This window comes from Streptococcus parasanguinis (assembly GCF_023109675.1).
GTDB lineage: Bacteria > Bacillota > Bacilli > Lactobacillales > Streptococcaceae > Streptococcus > Streptococcus parasanguinis_I.
Map to the genome: position 1 here is coordinate 256,854 of NZ_JALDUR010000001.1, position 14,639 is coordinate 271,492.

Consider the following 14,639-nt stretch of genomic DNA (forward strand, 5'->3'; position numbering starts at 1 on the left):
CAAACACAAAAGAACTAAGACGTGCGTCTTAGTTCTTTCATTTTCTCAATTCTTGTAAGAGTGTTTGTGCTTTTTCTAAATTGAAGGGTTTGTTTTCAAGGAGTTGGCTGACCAATCGGGGAACTTCCTCTTCCTTAGCTCCTGCTAGAAGGGCTAGGGAGCGTGCTTGGAGTTTCATATGTCCTGCTTGAATTCCTGTGGTGACAAGGGCTTTGAGGGCCGCGAAATTCTGCGCCAAACCGAGCGAAGCGATGATACCGGCTAATTCAATAGCAGAAGGCTCTCCTAGCAAACGGTGGCTGACTTGAACCGTTGGGTTGAGGCCAATGGAGCCTCCTTTTGTCGCAACCGGCATTGGCAGGGTAATCTCTCCATAGAGTTTTTTCTCTTCTGGCTGACTTTTCCAGTGACTTAAGCCCTTGTATGGACCGCTTTGTGCGGCATAGGCATGGGCTCCTGCTTCGATGGCCCGCCAGTCATTGCCTGTAGCAAGGACCAGGGCATCAATCCCGTTAAAAATTCCCTTGTTATGAGTGGCTGCACGGTAAGGATCCGCTTGAGCCAGTTGGCTAGCTAGCTCCATCCGGTGGGCAATCTCAATGGCTTCCTCAGGATTTCGACTCAGTGCTTTAAAATCGATCGCACACCGTGCACTCACCAAAGAGCGAGTGGCCAAGTTGGATAAAATTGCCATCAAGGCCTGACCACCAGAGAGTTCCTGGATGCGATCGGTCAGAGCTTCCAGCATCGTGTTGAGCATATTGGCCCCCATGGCTTCTTTAGGGTCAACCGCCAAGTAGACAATAAGAAAGTCCCCCTTGTTTTCGACCCAAAGATCTCTCGCTCCACCTCCACGCTTAACGATAGAAGGATAGGCTTCATTAGCCAGCTGAAGAAGGGTTTCCTTGTCTTCTAGGATGCGCCTGCTAGCAACTTCTACGTCTTCAACATCCGTCAGAGCAATCTCACCAATCATTTGGCGTTGGTGCACCTGGGTGGTGAAGCCGCCTGAACGTTGGATGAGCTTGGCTGCAAAGCTGGCAGCCGCGACCACGGATGGTTCTTCTGTGACCATGGGAAGGACATAGTCACGACCATTGATCAGGAAATAAGGAGCAAGGCTAAAAGGCAAGTCAAAAGTCGACAAGACATTTTCCGTCAATTGATCTGCAATAGAAAGGGGAAGTCCCTTTTGTTCTTTTAAGATCTGTGCTTCATCCCAAGTTAAGAGGCCTTCCTTCAGTAAGGCCTCTATGCGTTCTGTGGGAGAAAGTTTTGCAAAACCTGGTAATCGTGCCATTATTTTTCTACTTTCTGGTAAGTGCGTTGGTGTTCCTTGATCTCTGTCAAAGCAAAAGTTTGATGAGTAGCAGGCTCAAACACTTGATTGCCACTAGGATCTAGATCTACTTCCTCATAAAAGAGTCGTTCGTAGTCAGCAACACTAAGAACCGTACGTTGGTCCAGTTTTTCCATGCGTTTGTGATCTAAGAGTTGCTCAAAACCAGGAACAAGGTTGGCACTAAAGATCTCAGAAACCGCTCCACTTCCATAGCTAAAGAGGGCGATTCGGTCCCCAGCTTTGAGTTGGGGGTCATTTTCCAGTAGTGACAGCAAGCCTAGAAAAAGAGATCCAGTGTAGATATTTCCCACACGTTGGCTGTATAGAATCGATTGATCAAAGTTGTATTGTAATTGATCTTTTTTCTCTTCTGATACTGACTTATCCAGGATTTTTTTCAAGCCCTTGAGAGCTAATTTCGGATAAGGCAAGTGAAAGCAGACAGCTGCAAAGTCTGTCAAAGCAAGGCCAGTCTGTTTCTGGTATTCCGACCAGGTTGTTTTCAGAGAATCTAGATATTGTTGCGTTGAATAAATCCCATTCACAAAGGGAGTTGTCGCATAATTTGGACGCCAAAAATCCATCACATCGCGTGTTTGGGCAACATTATCATCGTTAAAAGATAGAATACGAGGATTTTGGCTGATTAGCATGGCAACCGCTCCGGCACCTTGTGTTGGTTCACCAGGAGTCCCAATTCCGTATTTAGCAATGTCACTGGCAATGACCAAAACCTTACTCTGTGGGAATTTTTCAACATGGAGTTTAGCATAATCCAAGGCAGCAGTCGCAGCATAGCAGGCTTCTTTCATCTCAAAAGAGCGGGCGAAAGGCTGGATGTCTAGTAAGCCATGGACAAACACAGCAGCAGCCTTACTCTGGTCAATTCCAGATTCTGTCGCAAGAATCACCATGTCGATCGCTTCTTTATCTTCGTCTGTTAAAATATCATCTGCTGCAGTAGCAGCCAATGTGACGATGTCTTCTGTGATCGGTGCCACGCTTTGTTCTTTTAAGAGAAGACCCTTGCTCAGTTTTTCGGGATCGGTATCACGAGCAGCGGCCAAATCTTCTAAACGCAAGACATAAGGGCTCGTCGCAAAACCAATCTTATCAATCCCAATTGTCATTCTTAACCTCTTTTTTATTTGATATCTACTAGTATATTTCGTTACTATTTTACCATATTTAAGGGTAAAACTCCCTTGAAAAAGCTAGATCAGCAAGGAAATCATTCTTGGGACCGATTTTGCAATGTTTCAAAGAAAAAATAGAAAATCTATAAAAAGAGAGTGGGACAGAAATCGGTAATTCGTTAGAATTCGATTTCGCCGTCCCACCTCCGCACAGTTGAGTAGGGCTGTAAAAGCTGATGAAATCAGCGTAGTAGAGCCCACTCAACCACTGCGTCTTGCTCGATAATCCAAAAACAATTGAAAGGCTAGGACTTTTGTCCCAGCCTCTTTAACTCTTATCCTTGCTTATCTTTTTTAGGATTGCTCATGATTCGTATGAAGAGTTCTTTGCATTTGTCTCTTAGAACTTTTTCGTAGAAGACGATTAAAGCGATGTACACAATCGTAAAGTTCAAGGTCAGATAGAACAAGTCAAATGAATTGCGGGCATAATCAGTCGCTAATAGATAGGAGGAGAGGGTTCCTAGGATCATCCAAGGAAGATACTTGATATACTTGCTTATCATCATACAGCACCTCGCATCCTTTAAAGGATTTGTTTTTTCACTATCATTGTATCCCTTTTAAGTAAAAATGCAAGCGATAACACTTAGAGAAATTGAAAAACGAATATTATTTTGCATTAGTTTGAATGGAGAAAAACTATTTTAAGATAAGTGAAGCGATTACTTTAGTAACAAAAAAATTTTTTGAGCTAATCATGTCAATTATGTACTTTATTTAAGCAAACTAATGACAAAATCTAAATGCAAAATCATCGATTAATCAATTCCTCAATTTCCTTTATCCCTTCAAACTCTCCAACACTTTCGAAAAGTTCTATAGCTCGTTTGAAATGTGTGTTGGCTAATCCTTTATCTTCCAAGGCTAAATAAATTTCCCCTAACCCTCTATAGCTACAAGCCTGAGAAATCACATCATCAGTCTCTAAAGATTGTTCCAGTGACAGATTCATGAATGTAAGAGCTTCATCAAGATTGTTTAATTTCAATCTCAAATAGCCTTGTTCGTAGTTATTCACAGCTTTCTTTAGATTATCATTGGGAAAATGCTCTTCAATTATCTTCTCTTCATCTTCAATGAGCTTTAAAGCCTTATGAAAATCACCCTGATCTCTGTAGATCATAGCTAATTGATGTAATCCAATGTGTTCATGTTCTTTGTCTTCATTTTGTTGAGCTAATAAAATGTATTTCTCAAAGATACGGGTACACGAGGCATAGTCTTTTTCTGCCAATAATAAATACCCCATCAGATTTAAAAGGCTAAAATCTGTACAGGTATCAATGGAAAAATCTTGTTCAACCAACTTTTTAGCTTCTGATGTTTTTCCCTCCAGAAACAAGTCCCAAGCCACATCAATTTTAGAAACCATCTATTTTCCCCTTTACCTATAAACAACCTTCATAAAATAAAATCACTCAATAAGAATATGCTAAATCCTATCTTTATAAATTTAATCCACTAGGCTAAAGTATAGCAAAAAGCCCAAATAACTACTATTTGGGCAAAATGTTACTTAGTTTCTTTTTAAACGAGCAATGAGTAACTTAATAAGATAAGCTAGAACTACAAGTGCTACTACGCGTGATAATAGATAGAAAATAGAATAAACAAAATAGATTTGCATATCTGACACCTCCTAAATAAAAGAGATTAACCATCTTGTCCTCAATATTATTGTACTCCCGTTTGAAAGCGACGTCAAGCGTTATGATAAATAGTATCAACATCTAGAATGAAGTTAAAACCTACAAAAAGCAAAATAAAACAATCTGTTTCATTTTGAAATCCTTTAACGATTGTAAAATATATCCTATTTTAGAAGAGGTACGTAAGAAGTTATCAATTTAGATAATGTCAAAGCAAGAGAGAAATATAATTAGTAAACATAAAGACAATATTTTTTACATTTTTTATTATACTTTTATTAGTATAATTGGTAAAATCTTAATTAATAAAAATTATGGTCTATCTACTATCCCAATTACCTTACAACACAGGTTGATTGAATAGGATTAGATAACCGAAGTAATGTTGAAACGAATGGAGGGGGCTAATATTAAGAATTTAATAAGTGATCAAATGTCTAATAGACAAATCATCAAAGACTTTATTAGTAGTTTTATTAGTTCTTTAAGTGGAAAAGCTTTTAATTTTGCTTTAGGATTAATGTTACTGGACCAAACAAAATCGGCAATGAGTTTTGGAATCAATATGATCATCTATCCTTTAGTTAGTTTGATTTTCTTGGTTCCAATCGGTAATTTAGTAGACCGATACCGTCATAAAAAGATCTTAATTTATAATTTTATTTTTAGACTTATTATCTTTCTTCTGTTTTATGCATTTTATTTTTTAACGAATTCATCTACTATCTTATATTTAGTAATTCCGTTTGTCATACTTCACTCTGTCACAGTTAACATCAATGATACTTGTTATTCAGCCTCTATCCACGAGTTAGTAAATGATACAAAAATTCAACGATTAAGCTCTGTTACACAAACCGCCATTGCTATCGCAACCATGCTTTCCCCAGCTATTGGAGTCATTCTTTATAATTGGTTAGGCTTCTCAGGCTTTATTCTTATAGAAATCATTGCAAATATCCTTTCTTTAGGTGTCTTACTTACCATGAAATTCTTCTATGAACACGAAGAGCAAGAAGCTAAGATTAAACAGAATGAAAAGCATCAACACGGGGTCAAAGAAATTATCCAATTCTTAAAAGAAAATCAGATTGTCAAATATATTATTCTTGTTAGTGTTGTACTGAATTTTTTCTATACTTCCATTAGCATTGGAGTACCATTTGTAGTCAAAGAGCAACTCTTATTAGACAATGCAACAGTAGGTATCCTAGAAACAATGTCTGCAGTTGGAATGTTATTAGCCAGTGTGTCGATGTCACTACTGCCAGACAAAAAAGAAAATAACACACTTCTCTCTAATAGAATTCGCATTCCACTTTTTCTTCTAACTATCGCTATCATTGGTTTGGGTATTACATTTGCAACTACTAACACCCAAGTGATTATTTCTTCCGTTGGCGGTTTATTTATGGGAATTATCGCATTCACTCTTGTTATTCTAAATATTGTCGTCATGACCTATCTTCAAAGTAGTATTGAAACAAATTATTTAGGAAGAGTAATGAGTACTTTGTTCACACTAAATACGTCTATCATGCCGATAGGTACCATTGTATTTACTTATCTATTTCAAAAGGACATAAACGGAGGTCTGATATTCATATTTGGAGGTGTTTCTCTCCTGATCTATACCATGATAATGTTACCTCGAATCTATAGAATACTACAAAAAGAACACGCTTATTGACATTGAAACCTAAGTAATACTAAAACGAAAAGACAAGGATAAAAAAACCTTGTCTTTTTTTTAATACTAACAACTTAGACTAACAATGGGACTTTTTTTGAAAGCTGAGTGGCTTAGATAAGTCATCCAGCTTTCAAAATGACTAGTAGGACCGCTTCGTTATTGTCCGACAAAATTTAATATGCTTCAAAACTATATTTTAAACAATTTATTTAATTTTTCTAACTCTAATACACTCATATATACTTCTACTCCAGTAACTACCCCCTTACTATAAATAATTCCACAAGAAAACACAATCCTCTCCTGACTCAAAATATTTGACAATATTACAAAAGATTCCAAAACATAATCCTCTATAGTAATAAAACAATTATTTTCATCTTTGAAAAACTCTATAAATCCAATATCCTTACACTTATCACGTAAATGAAACCTAAGTGATCTTAAAAAATAATCAAAAAACACATCATTTTCCATAGAAAACCCTTTCATTTTTTAAAAACATTCTGATATAATCATACAAAAAATAAAGGAGAACTACAATGAAAAAAAATAATTATTTTTATCTTGTTAATCCTCTTAATCTTTTCTATTGTTTCAATTTTTATATACAACATGTTATAAAAAATAAATGACCAGCCTCCTGTAGAGTACAGAAAACTGGTCGCATAAGAGGGTTTTCTCTTGTTCCATTATTGGGGTTCAGTTCCTAAACATGCTAAGTTTTTTGTGTGAAGATATATCAAAACTTTTTAAACCAATTCTTGATATACTCTAAGCATATATCCAGTAAGAATTTGATAAATAATAATACAATTCCAATCTTCACAAACATGTAATATTTAAATGTGTCATCAAATTCATGCACACGAATCGGAAAGGTGAAGATATTAGACGGATTGATAAGAAAATAAAGTGAGATACAAATGGATAAAACCAACGCCACTATAAAAAATTTTTTATGTAATTGCATATTTTACCTTTTCCTTTCTTGTTTTACAACATTAAATACCAATCACCAATTTTATATAGCCTGATTAATTCTTTTATTCCCCTTTCTATCAGGCTATTTTAATAGTTTTTATACCTTCATCATATACCAATTTCAAAATAATTCAAGTCTGTTTTTCTAATCATTTTTATGATATAATAATAAAGTTCGAATGATAAACAAAAAACTCAGCAACAATCCCAACAAACTCTATAAATTAGATACGATAAAAAAATTCTATTCTGCTCTTTTTTTAACTATTCGGTAAAATTCTCGAAATTTTGATACCGAATAGTTATTTTTTTGCATAAAATGTTAAAAAATCATGCTAAGATAGTCATTCTGAGCTGATTTAAGTTTAGAGGGCGGACAATCTATCACTAAAATTCCTTACAGCCCCAACGGTTTAGGCTGTTTTTTAGTTCATTCAACAACTTTCGGGAAAAGACCAATTTTTCGGAAAAATACTTTCCTAAAAGAAAGTATTTTTTCGAAAACTCTTGGCACCCTTTTTATTTTTGATTGTAATGCAGACCCAAACGAATGAACAGAGATTGTAAAAAGCAAATGAAAAAACTGTAAGGATGATAGCTCCTGTATCTAAATAACCCATTTCTAAACCTCTTTTCAAAAACAACAAGCCTATAGTTTCAACAATGGTAAAAAATAAAAATATATAAAAAATTTTCGCATTAAGCATATTGTTACCGCCTTAAACATATAGAAAAAACGGCAATCAGCATTCACTAAATTACCGTTTTTTATTTAAATTCTATTACTATTAACTATCTAATACTACTAGTATTACTAATATTACTACTAATTATCCTGAGGCCATCGTGTATAAATTGACCCAAAACGTCAAATCCGTTATAAATTCCGTTATAAATAAAGAGTCCTAAAATTATAGATGAAATAATAATACTTGCACAAATAAAATATGTACGATTTTTTTCATTCATAAGGTCAATCCTTCTTTTTATTTGTATTCGCTTACATTTTATCATATAATGTTATTGTAGTAAAGAAAGAAGGTGTTATTATGTTAAGTAAATATTTTTCAAAATATAAATGGACTGATTTATTTTGGATTCTATTTGTGATTTTGACATGCATCTATATAGGAAACCGTGATTTGCTTCCTCTTAATCATCAAGAATTCTCTCTTCGTGGTAGTTTCTGGGGATTTGTACTTGCATTATATCACTTACTATTCATTGATAAATTTATTATCTCTCGCCGGAAGTAAAACGAGGATGAGCAAAAACTCAATTTCAGGAGAAAATAAAGTAAATCTCCCCACAATAAAACGCATAGTATCAAGGTTCTTCAAAACCTAATATTATGCGTTTTTTGATCCTAAAGACTTTTCCCTATTCTTGTTTATTTTGATGTATAGTCCAGATAAAGACAATTCAAATTAGATTACGTCTATCTATTTACTTACCTTTTATTTGCTTTAATTCCTTTATCTCTTTTAGAATACTAAAAATATAGAAACTAAATAGAACTACAAATAAAAAAGATAAAACAAAGAAACCAAACGGAAGTTTTCTTCCCATACCAGCTACTATTCCAAGGGATAAAATACCGATAGCCATTATGGAAATTATGAAGATAAACCACAAGTAAATCATGTAAAACTTATAAAGATAACAAAAGGACTTATTTTTTTGTTTAGGCTTATCCTTCCATTTTAAATAAAAGAAATAAGGTGTATTAATAATTAAAATAAATAAAAATCTCATCTCTAGCACAACTTTTTACTTTCTATTTTGGATTTCCCACAAGATCTCCCAACTTCCAAATACCAAGCCAAAAAGAAATTGTTAGCATGATAAAGAATGTGAGGAACATATTATCCACCAGATTTTTACTCATCAAGCATAGTTCTCTAGCTATGTAAGGAGACACGAGGAACAAAATGCACTGTACTATAGTAATTATTTTTTTCATGATTCATTTATAATACTGTCACATATGATACAGTATACTCCTTTCTAGGAAGAATTCTTATTATTCCTATCTTTATTATAGGCCTACAGCAATTTAGATTCAATTTTTAATATGTGAAAGTAGTTTCAGAATAATTTACAAAACAAAAATAAAGTACACTTTTTAAAGAATGTACTTTATGCTTCTAATTCAGTTGTATCAATGGTTTAGCTTTAGTTTAGTCAATTGTACATAAACTTTTAGTTTTCTTCAAAAAATAAAAATGAGTTCCAATTGTTAAAATGAATCAAGAAAATACAAAAACTTTCCGCCGTGAGAAAAGTGCTAGAAACACTATTGTTTCTAGCACTCGGGAGTTTTGGAACCTTAGGTCCAAAACTAAGTCATGGAACTTCTACGAAGTTCGCTGACGTCCGTGCTCACCTAAGGAAAGTTTTAAGAAGACTTTGTTACCAACATGACAAATGCTAGTTAGCATTGGTCATTTTTCTTTTTTGATAGCGTTGATAAGAATGGTAGAGTTTCAAAACGACAGATCCACTAGCCATCCCGATGGAGATCACCAAGGCCAGAATAACCACCAGGGTCACGCTGGTCACTGCCTGACGATATTGGCCACTGACAAAAAAGGAAGTAGTTCGATAGGAAATATATCCAGGAACCAAGGGCGCGAGAATGGACAACATAAAGACCACGACAGGCGTCTTGAGAATGATACTTAAAATCTGACTGATACAGGAGCCGACAATGGCTGCGATAAAGGTCGCAACGATGACATTGGTAGGCCCTTTCAGGATATAGTAGAGTAGCCAGATGCCCATACCGAGGATCCCTCCAGGAATCAACATGGAGCGCTGCACATTTAGGACAATTAAAAAGGTGATGATGGCAATCAAACTGGCCACCGCTTGGATTAAAAATTCAGTTAGGTTCATTATTTTATTTCATAAGGACGAGGGCGACCGTTGTACCGGCACCAAGTGCAAGAGTAATGAGGAGAGTCTCAAAGAGTTTGCTCATCCCAGAGTTGAGGTGGTAATTCATCAGATCTCGGACGGCATTGGTCATAGCGATTCCAGGAACGAAGGGCATGACACAGCCTGCGATAATGAGATCGGTATTGGAAGGAAAACCACTATAGCGCGTCCAGATATGGGCCAAAAAACCAAAGACAAAGGCGGCCGCAAAGGCAGTGACAAAAGGAATGCGAACGTATTTCTCAACGACAAGAGAAAAAGCAAAGGCAAAGACAGTCGCAATACCTGCTCCAATCGCATCATAGAAATTTCCTCCAAACATGATGGAGAAGAAAGGGGCACTGAGGGTTGCCGCAATGGTCAACTGGAGATTAGTATAAGGAACGCGCTTCATTTTCAACTCGCTCAGGGCCTGGTAGGCTTGCTCGAGATCGATCTCTCCAGAGACGAGTTGACGAGAGATCTGATTGACATCACAGACCTTTTCGATATTGTAATTGGTCCGCAAGATCCGTTTCATGCGTGTGACATTGGCATTCTCAATTGAAAAGAAAATAGCGACTGGCATCGCTAAAACATTGCAATCGACGATTCCCTGTGAATGGGCGATCCGGATCATGGTATCTTCGACCCGGTGAATCTCAGAACCACTCTCTATCAGGAGGGTTCCAGCTAACATCAGGACGTCGATCACTTGGTTGATCTGTTTTGACTCTTCCATAATTTCCTTCTTACTAAATAATCTGTTTCTATTATAGCAAAAAAGGACGAGAGACAGAACTAAAATTTGACAATTCTAGTTTGTTTCTTATCCTTTCTGAATTCGTTTAGAATAGCTATTGTTTAGGCTTATCATTCGTTAACTCGGGTGGTGGTGCTGCACGGTGCTATCCTGGACGAGAAGGGTTGCTAAAAAGATCAGTGCAATCAGGATAAAGAGCCAAATAATAGCGAAAATAAATGTTAAAAACATAGGATCACCCCTTCTATCTTATTTACAGCTCTACTATAACACTTGGAGAAAACGCTGACAAACCCTATATAGTAAGCTCTTAAACTCTTTCAAAATTCAGAATACTCTTGCGATGGGGATGAAAAAAACCAGCCGTTTCCGACTGGTTTTTTAAGATCTATTTGAATCTTAGTTCAAGGCATCATCCATTGAAAGAACTTCGTGGAAGACACGTTGTGTCAATTCAGTTTTTTGTTCTGGAGTGAGGTATTTCGTGTTTACACAGTATCCAGAGATACGTACGATTACGTCTTCACCTGACATGATCTTTTCGTAAACATCGTTCAAGTCCATAACGTTCAAGTTAACGTGTTGTCCACCGTTTTCGAAGTATCCATCAAGGATGGTTACCAAGTTATCAACTTGTTCGTCACGAGTTTTACCAAGAGCACGTGGTGAAACTTGAGTAGTGAGTGAGATACCATCAGCTGCATAACCAAAGTCAAGGCTAGCAAGTGAGTTCAAGTTTTGCAACCATCCACCTTTAGCTTTGTTAGATGGGTTAGCACCTGGTGAGAAGAATTCCAATTTAGACAAGTTCACAGAACCATCTTCGTTGAGGTATACCCCTTTGTGGACTGGTGAGTTACCAGTTTGTTTAGAGTAAGCAACGTTAGAAGTGATAGTCAAAAGTGAAACTGTAGCTTCTGCGTTCTTGTAAAGTTTGTGGCTGCGAAGACGAGTAGTGTAAGCTTCGATCAACCATTCTGCCAATTCGTTAGAACGTGGGTCATCTTCACCCCAACGTGGGTATTCACCGATTGTTTCGTAATCGTAGATGTAACCATCTTCGTCACGGATTGGTTTAACAGTAGCGTATTTGATTGCTGACAATGTATCAACAGTGTTGGCGAATCCACAGATACCGAATCCCATGTTAGCGCGTTGGTGAGTTGGCAAGAAGGCCATTTGAACTGCTTCGTAGTTGTACTTATCAGTCATGTAGTGGATGATGTTCAAAGCATCTACGTAAGTGTCAGTCAACCAGTCAAGTGATTTTTCGAAGTTTGCTTTAACAGATTCGAATTCAAGAACTTCGTCACGGATAGGATCGATGTCAAATACTTTGTAGTCTTTATGAACGTCGTCATAACCACCGTTCAAACCAGTAAGAAGAGCTTTAAGCACGTTTACACGAGCACCGAAGTACTGGATGTTGTGGCGTTGTTCTTCGTTTTCTGGGTCAAGTGGAGATACACAACATGAGATACAGCTCATTTCACCGTATCCGTCTTTAGCCATTGTTGTTACACCTTCGTATTGGATAGAAGAGTGTTTGTGGCTCATGTGCATACAGTAGCGACGGAAGCTGTATGGCAATTTGTCAGTCCAAAGAACTGTCAAGTTTGGTTCTGGCGAGTTACCGATGTTGTCCAAAGTGTTCAAGAAACGGTAGTCCATCTTCGTAACACGGTGACGTCCGTCGTTACCCATACCAGCCATAGAAGTTGTGATGAAGGTTGGGTCACCTGAGTACAATTGGTCGTAAGCTTTTGTACGAGCAAATTTAACTGTACGCAATTTCATAACGAAATCGTCAACGAATTCTTGGATTTCTGATTCAGTGTAAGTACCACGAGCCAAGTCACGTTCAGCGTAGATATCCAAAACGATTGGCACACGTCCAAGAGAAGTAGCAGCACCGTTGATCACACGGCAGACAGCCATGAAGGCGATGTTTGTCCATTGGATTGCTTCTTTTGTATCGAAGGCAGGACGACGTACGTCTACACCATAAAGGTCACCCAATTTAACAACTTCTTGAAGTGCTTGGTATTGAAGGTTTACTTCTTCACGAAGACGGATTGATTCTTCATCGATTTCAGTAATAGAGTTCCAGTCGTTTGCTTTTTCAGCCATCAAGTAGTCAGCACCGTAAAGAGCAAGACGTGCATAAACACCGATGATACGTCCACGAGAGTATGCATCTGGAAGACCAGTTACAGTGTGAGCGTGACGAGCGCGACGGATGTTAGAAGTGTAAGCACGGAAGATACCATCGTTTACAGTTGTAACGTATTTTGTGAAGATTTCATGAACTGCTGGATCTGGTTCGTATCCATTTTCTTTCAAAGTAGTTTCCGCCATACGGATACCACCACGAGGCATGAAGTTCAATTTGAACAATTCATCATTTTGGATACCGAAGATCAATTCGTTTTCTTTGTCGATATATCCTGCTGCGATATCAGCGATAGATGTTGGACGGTTATCGTATGGGAAACGAGTTTCTTCGTAATGAGCTTTTGTTTCTTCAACAATCTTCTTGATGTGAAGAGAACGTTCAGTTGGACCAGCTAGGAAGCTTTCATCTCCATCATAAGGTGTGTAGTTAGCTTGAACGAAGCGAGAAACGCTTGCTTTTTCTTTCCAATCTTCACCTTTGAAGCCTTCCCAGGCTTTGTCAAAAATATCTTGTGCCTCAACGACTGTTTTAACAACCATTTTTATTTTCCTCTATTGTCTTTCTAGCAACTATATCTGTTGCACTTACAATAGTAGTATACCATACAGAAACCGGTTACACAAAGACGAATTGCGAAAAATAGCAGATTCTTTTATAATACAGTTTCAACTCTTCTGCGATACTGTACTACATTTTTGAAAATGAACACGAATTTCCATCAATTTTCATGTTTTTAGGAGGGGCCGATTTTTGCAATTCTAAAATTTTCTTCTTATAATAGAAAAAAGGAGGGTGAAAAATGCTGATATTTCCATTGGTGAATGATACGAGTCGCAAGATTATTCATATTGATATGGATGCATTTTTTGCTGCCGTCGAAGAAAGAGACAACCCTAGTTTGAAGGGCAAGCCTGTCGTGATTGGCCAGGACCCTCGTCAGTCAGGAGGGAGAGGTGTTGTCTCGACTTGTAACTATGAAGCAAGGAAATATGGCATTCATTCAGCTATGAGCTCTAAAGAAGCGCTGGACCTTTGTCCTCAAGCGATTTTTATCTCTGGAAATTATGAGAAATACCGAGAAGTAGGTGAGCAGGTCCGTGAGATTTTCAAGCGCTATACAGATCTGATCGAGCCTATGAGTATTGATGAAGCCTATCTAGATGTGACGGAAAATAAAATCCAGAGCAAATCAGCTGTCAAAATCGCTCGCTTGATTCAGCATGCGATCTGGGAAGAGCTGCATCTCACAGCTTCAGCAGGTGTCTCTTATAATAAGTTTTTGGCAAAGATGGCAAGTGACTACCAAAAACCCCGTGGCCTAACGGTGGTCTTGCCGGAGGATGCCGAGGATTTCCTGAGCCAGATGGACATTGCCAAATTTCACGGGGTAGGAAAGAAGACAGTGGAGCGCCTGCATGAGATGGAGGTCTATACTGGCGCGGATCTTTTAGCTATCCCGGAGATGACCTTGATCGATCGATTTGGGCGCTTTGGCTATGATCTCTTTCGTAAGGCGCGAGGGATTCACAATAGCCCTGTCAAGAGCCATCGGATCCGCAAGTCGATCGGAAAAGAGCGGACCTACCGCAAGCTCCTTTATGCTGAAGATGATATTGTAGAAGAAATTGCAAATCTGTCCAGTAAGGTAGCCCAATCGCTGGAAAAACACGGCAAGCAAGGAAAGACCTTGGTTTTAAAGGTGCGCTATGGAGACTTCACCACCCTGACCAAGCGGATCCCCCTGACGGAGCCAACACGAGAGGCTGAGCGGATCAATCGTTCCGCTCGCCAAATTTTTCAAGAAATCGAATCGACAAATACTGGAATCCGCCTCTTGGGTGTCACCATGACCAACTTTGTTGATCATACTGAACTGCCTCTGGTAGAAGAAGAAAAAGACAACTAGTCTATTCA

Annotated in this window: 11 protein-coding genes; 3 read left to right on the forward strand and 8 right to left on the reverse strand. The window is 37.8% G+C overall.

Annotation, left to right across the window (positions count from 1 at the left end):
• Positions 1-37 precede the first annotated feature (37 nt).
• The 4 genes from M1G14_RS01205 to M1G14_RS01220 all read right to left on the reverse strand — a co-directional run bounded on the left by M1G14_RS01205 (position 38) and on the right by M1G14_RS01220 (position 3,913).
• On the reverse strand, positions 38-1,300 hold the full coding sequence (locus M1G14_RS01205) for a hydroxymethylglutaryl-CoA reductase, degradative (RefSeq protein ID WP_049485596.1): 1,263 nt from the start codon (positions 1,298-1,300) through the stop codon (positions 38-40).
• The gene (locus M1G14_RS01210; protein ID WP_049522751.1) at positions 1,300-2,472 is read right to left on the reverse strand and encodes a hydroxymethylglutaryl-CoA synthase; all 1,173 of its coding nucleotides are present in this window, start codon (positions 2,470-2,472) and stop codon (positions 1,300-1,302) included. The genes M1G14_RS01205 and M1G14_RS01210 overlap by 1 nt, the downstream gene beginning before the upstream one ends.
• 341 nt (positions 2,473-2,813) lie before the next feature.
• Positions 2,814-3,044 (reverse strand): hypothetical protein, encoded by a 231-nt coding sequence (locus tag M1G14_RS01215; RefSeq protein WP_045759877.1) that lies wholly within the window; start codon positions 3,042-3,044, stop codon positions 2,814-2,816.
• 248 nt (positions 3,045-3,292) lie between these two features.
• Positions 3,293-3,913 carry a tetratricopeptide repeat protein gene (locus M1G14_RS01220; RefSeq protein WP_049490614.1) on the reverse strand — a complete coding sequence of 207 codons (621 nt, stop codon included), beginning with the start codon at positions 3,911-3,913 and terminating at the stop codon, positions 3,293-3,295.
• A gap of 710 nt (positions 3,914-4,623) precedes the next feature.
• On the opposite strand from M1G14_RS01220, the gene M1G14_RS01225 reads away from it, so the two are divergent.
• A complete protein-coding gene (locus tag M1G14_RS01225) occupies positions 4,624-5,880 on the forward strand; it encodes an MFS transporter (RefSeq protein WP_239683039.1) in 1,257 nt (418 codons plus the stop codon).
• Between the two features lie 192 nt (positions 5,881-6,072).
• On the opposite strand, the gene M1G14_RS01230 is transcribed toward M1G14_RS01225, so the two are convergent.
• On the reverse strand, positions 6,073-6,360 hold the full coding sequence (locus M1G14_RS01230) for a hypothetical protein (RefSeq protein ID WP_229027490.1): 288 nt from the start codon (positions 6,358-6,360) through the stop codon (positions 6,073-6,075).
• 1,556 nt (positions 6,361-7,916) lie between these two features.
• On the opposite strand from M1G14_RS01230, the gene M1G14_RS01235 reads away from it, so the two are divergent.
• Complete coding sequence (locus tag M1G14_RS01235; RefSeq protein ID WP_083279722.1) at positions 7,917-8,123, forward strand: hypothetical protein; 207 nt, start codon at positions 7,917-7,919, stop codon at positions 8,121-8,123.
• Positions 8,124-9,297: 1,174 nt separating this feature from the next.
• Here M1G14_RS01235 and M1G14_RS01240 read toward each other — a convergent pair.
• The 3 genes from M1G14_RS01240 to pflB form a co-directional block, all read right to left on the reverse strand.
• Positions 9,298-9,765 carry a threonine/serine exporter family protein gene (locus tag M1G14_RS01240; RefSeq protein ID WP_031575574.1) on the reverse strand — a complete coding sequence of 156 codons (468 nt, stop codon included), beginning with the start codon at positions 9,763-9,765 and terminating at the stop codon, positions 9,298-9,300.
• Positions 9,766-9,769: 4 nt separating this feature from the next.
• Entirely contained in the window at positions 9,770-10,528 is a 759-nt protein-coding gene (locus tag M1G14_RS01245; protein WP_021153883.1) for a threonine/serine exporter family protein, read from the reverse strand.
• A 420-nt stretch (positions 10,529-10,948) separates the two neighbouring features.
• Positions 10,949-13,264, reverse strand: coding sequence for a formate C-acetyltransferase (pflB, locus tag M1G14_RS01250; protein ID WP_049484073.1), 2,316 nt, complete (start codon positions 13,262-13,264; stop codon positions 10,949-10,951).
• Between the two features lie 260 nt (positions 13,265-13,524).
• Between pflB and dinB the strand changes: the two genes are divergently transcribed.
• The gene (dinB, locus tag M1G14_RS01255; RefSeq protein WP_247926149.1) at positions 13,525-14,631 is read left to right on the forward strand and encodes a DNA polymerase IV; all 1,107 of its coding nucleotides are present in this window, start codon (positions 13,525-13,527) and stop codon (positions 14,629-14,631) included.
• Positions 14,632-14,639: the final 8 nt, after the last annotated feature.

Coding starts and splice junctions, on each gene's coding strand:
- M1G14_RS01205 (WP_049485596.1), bottom strand. CDS start 1,300: ATGGCACGATTACCAGGTTTTGCAAAACTTTCTCCCACAGAACGCATA.
- M1G14_RS01210 (WP_049522751.1), bottom strand. CDS start 2,472: ATGACAATTGGGATTGATAAGATTGGTTTTGCGACGAGCCCTTATGTC.
- M1G14_RS01215 (WP_045759877.1), bottom strand. CDS start 3,044: ATGATAAGCAAGTATATCAAGTATCTTCCTTGGATGATCCTAGGAACC.
- M1G14_RS01220 (WP_049490614.1), bottom strand. CDS start 3,913: ATGGTTTCTAAAATTGATGTGGCTTGGGACTTGTTTCTGGAGGGAAAA.
- M1G14_RS01225 (WP_239683039.1), top strand. CDS start 4,624: ATGTCTAATAGACAAATCATCAAAGACTTTATTAGTAGTTTTATTAGT.
- M1G14_RS01230 (WP_229027490.1), bottom strand. CDS start 6,360: ATGGAAAATGATGTGTTTTTTGATTATTTTTTAAGATCACTTAGGTTT.
- M1G14_RS01235 (WP_083279722.1), top strand. CDS start 7,917: ATGTTAAGTAAATATTTTTCAAAATATAAATGGACTGATTTATTTTGG.
- M1G14_RS01240 (WP_031575574.1), bottom strand. CDS start 9,765: ATGAACCTAACTGAATTTTTAATCCAAGCGGTGGCCAGTTTGATTGCC.
- M1G14_RS01245 (WP_021153883.1), bottom strand. CDS start 10,528: ATGGAAGAGTCAAAACAGATCAACCAAGTGATCGACGTCCTGATGTTA.
- pflB (WP_049484073.1), bottom strand. CDS start 13,264: ATGGTTGTTAAAACAGTCGTTGAGGCACAAGATATTTTTGACAAAGCC.
- dinB (WP_247926149.1), top strand. CDS start 13,525: ATGCTGATATTTCCATTGGTGAATGATACGAGTCGCAAGATTATTCAT.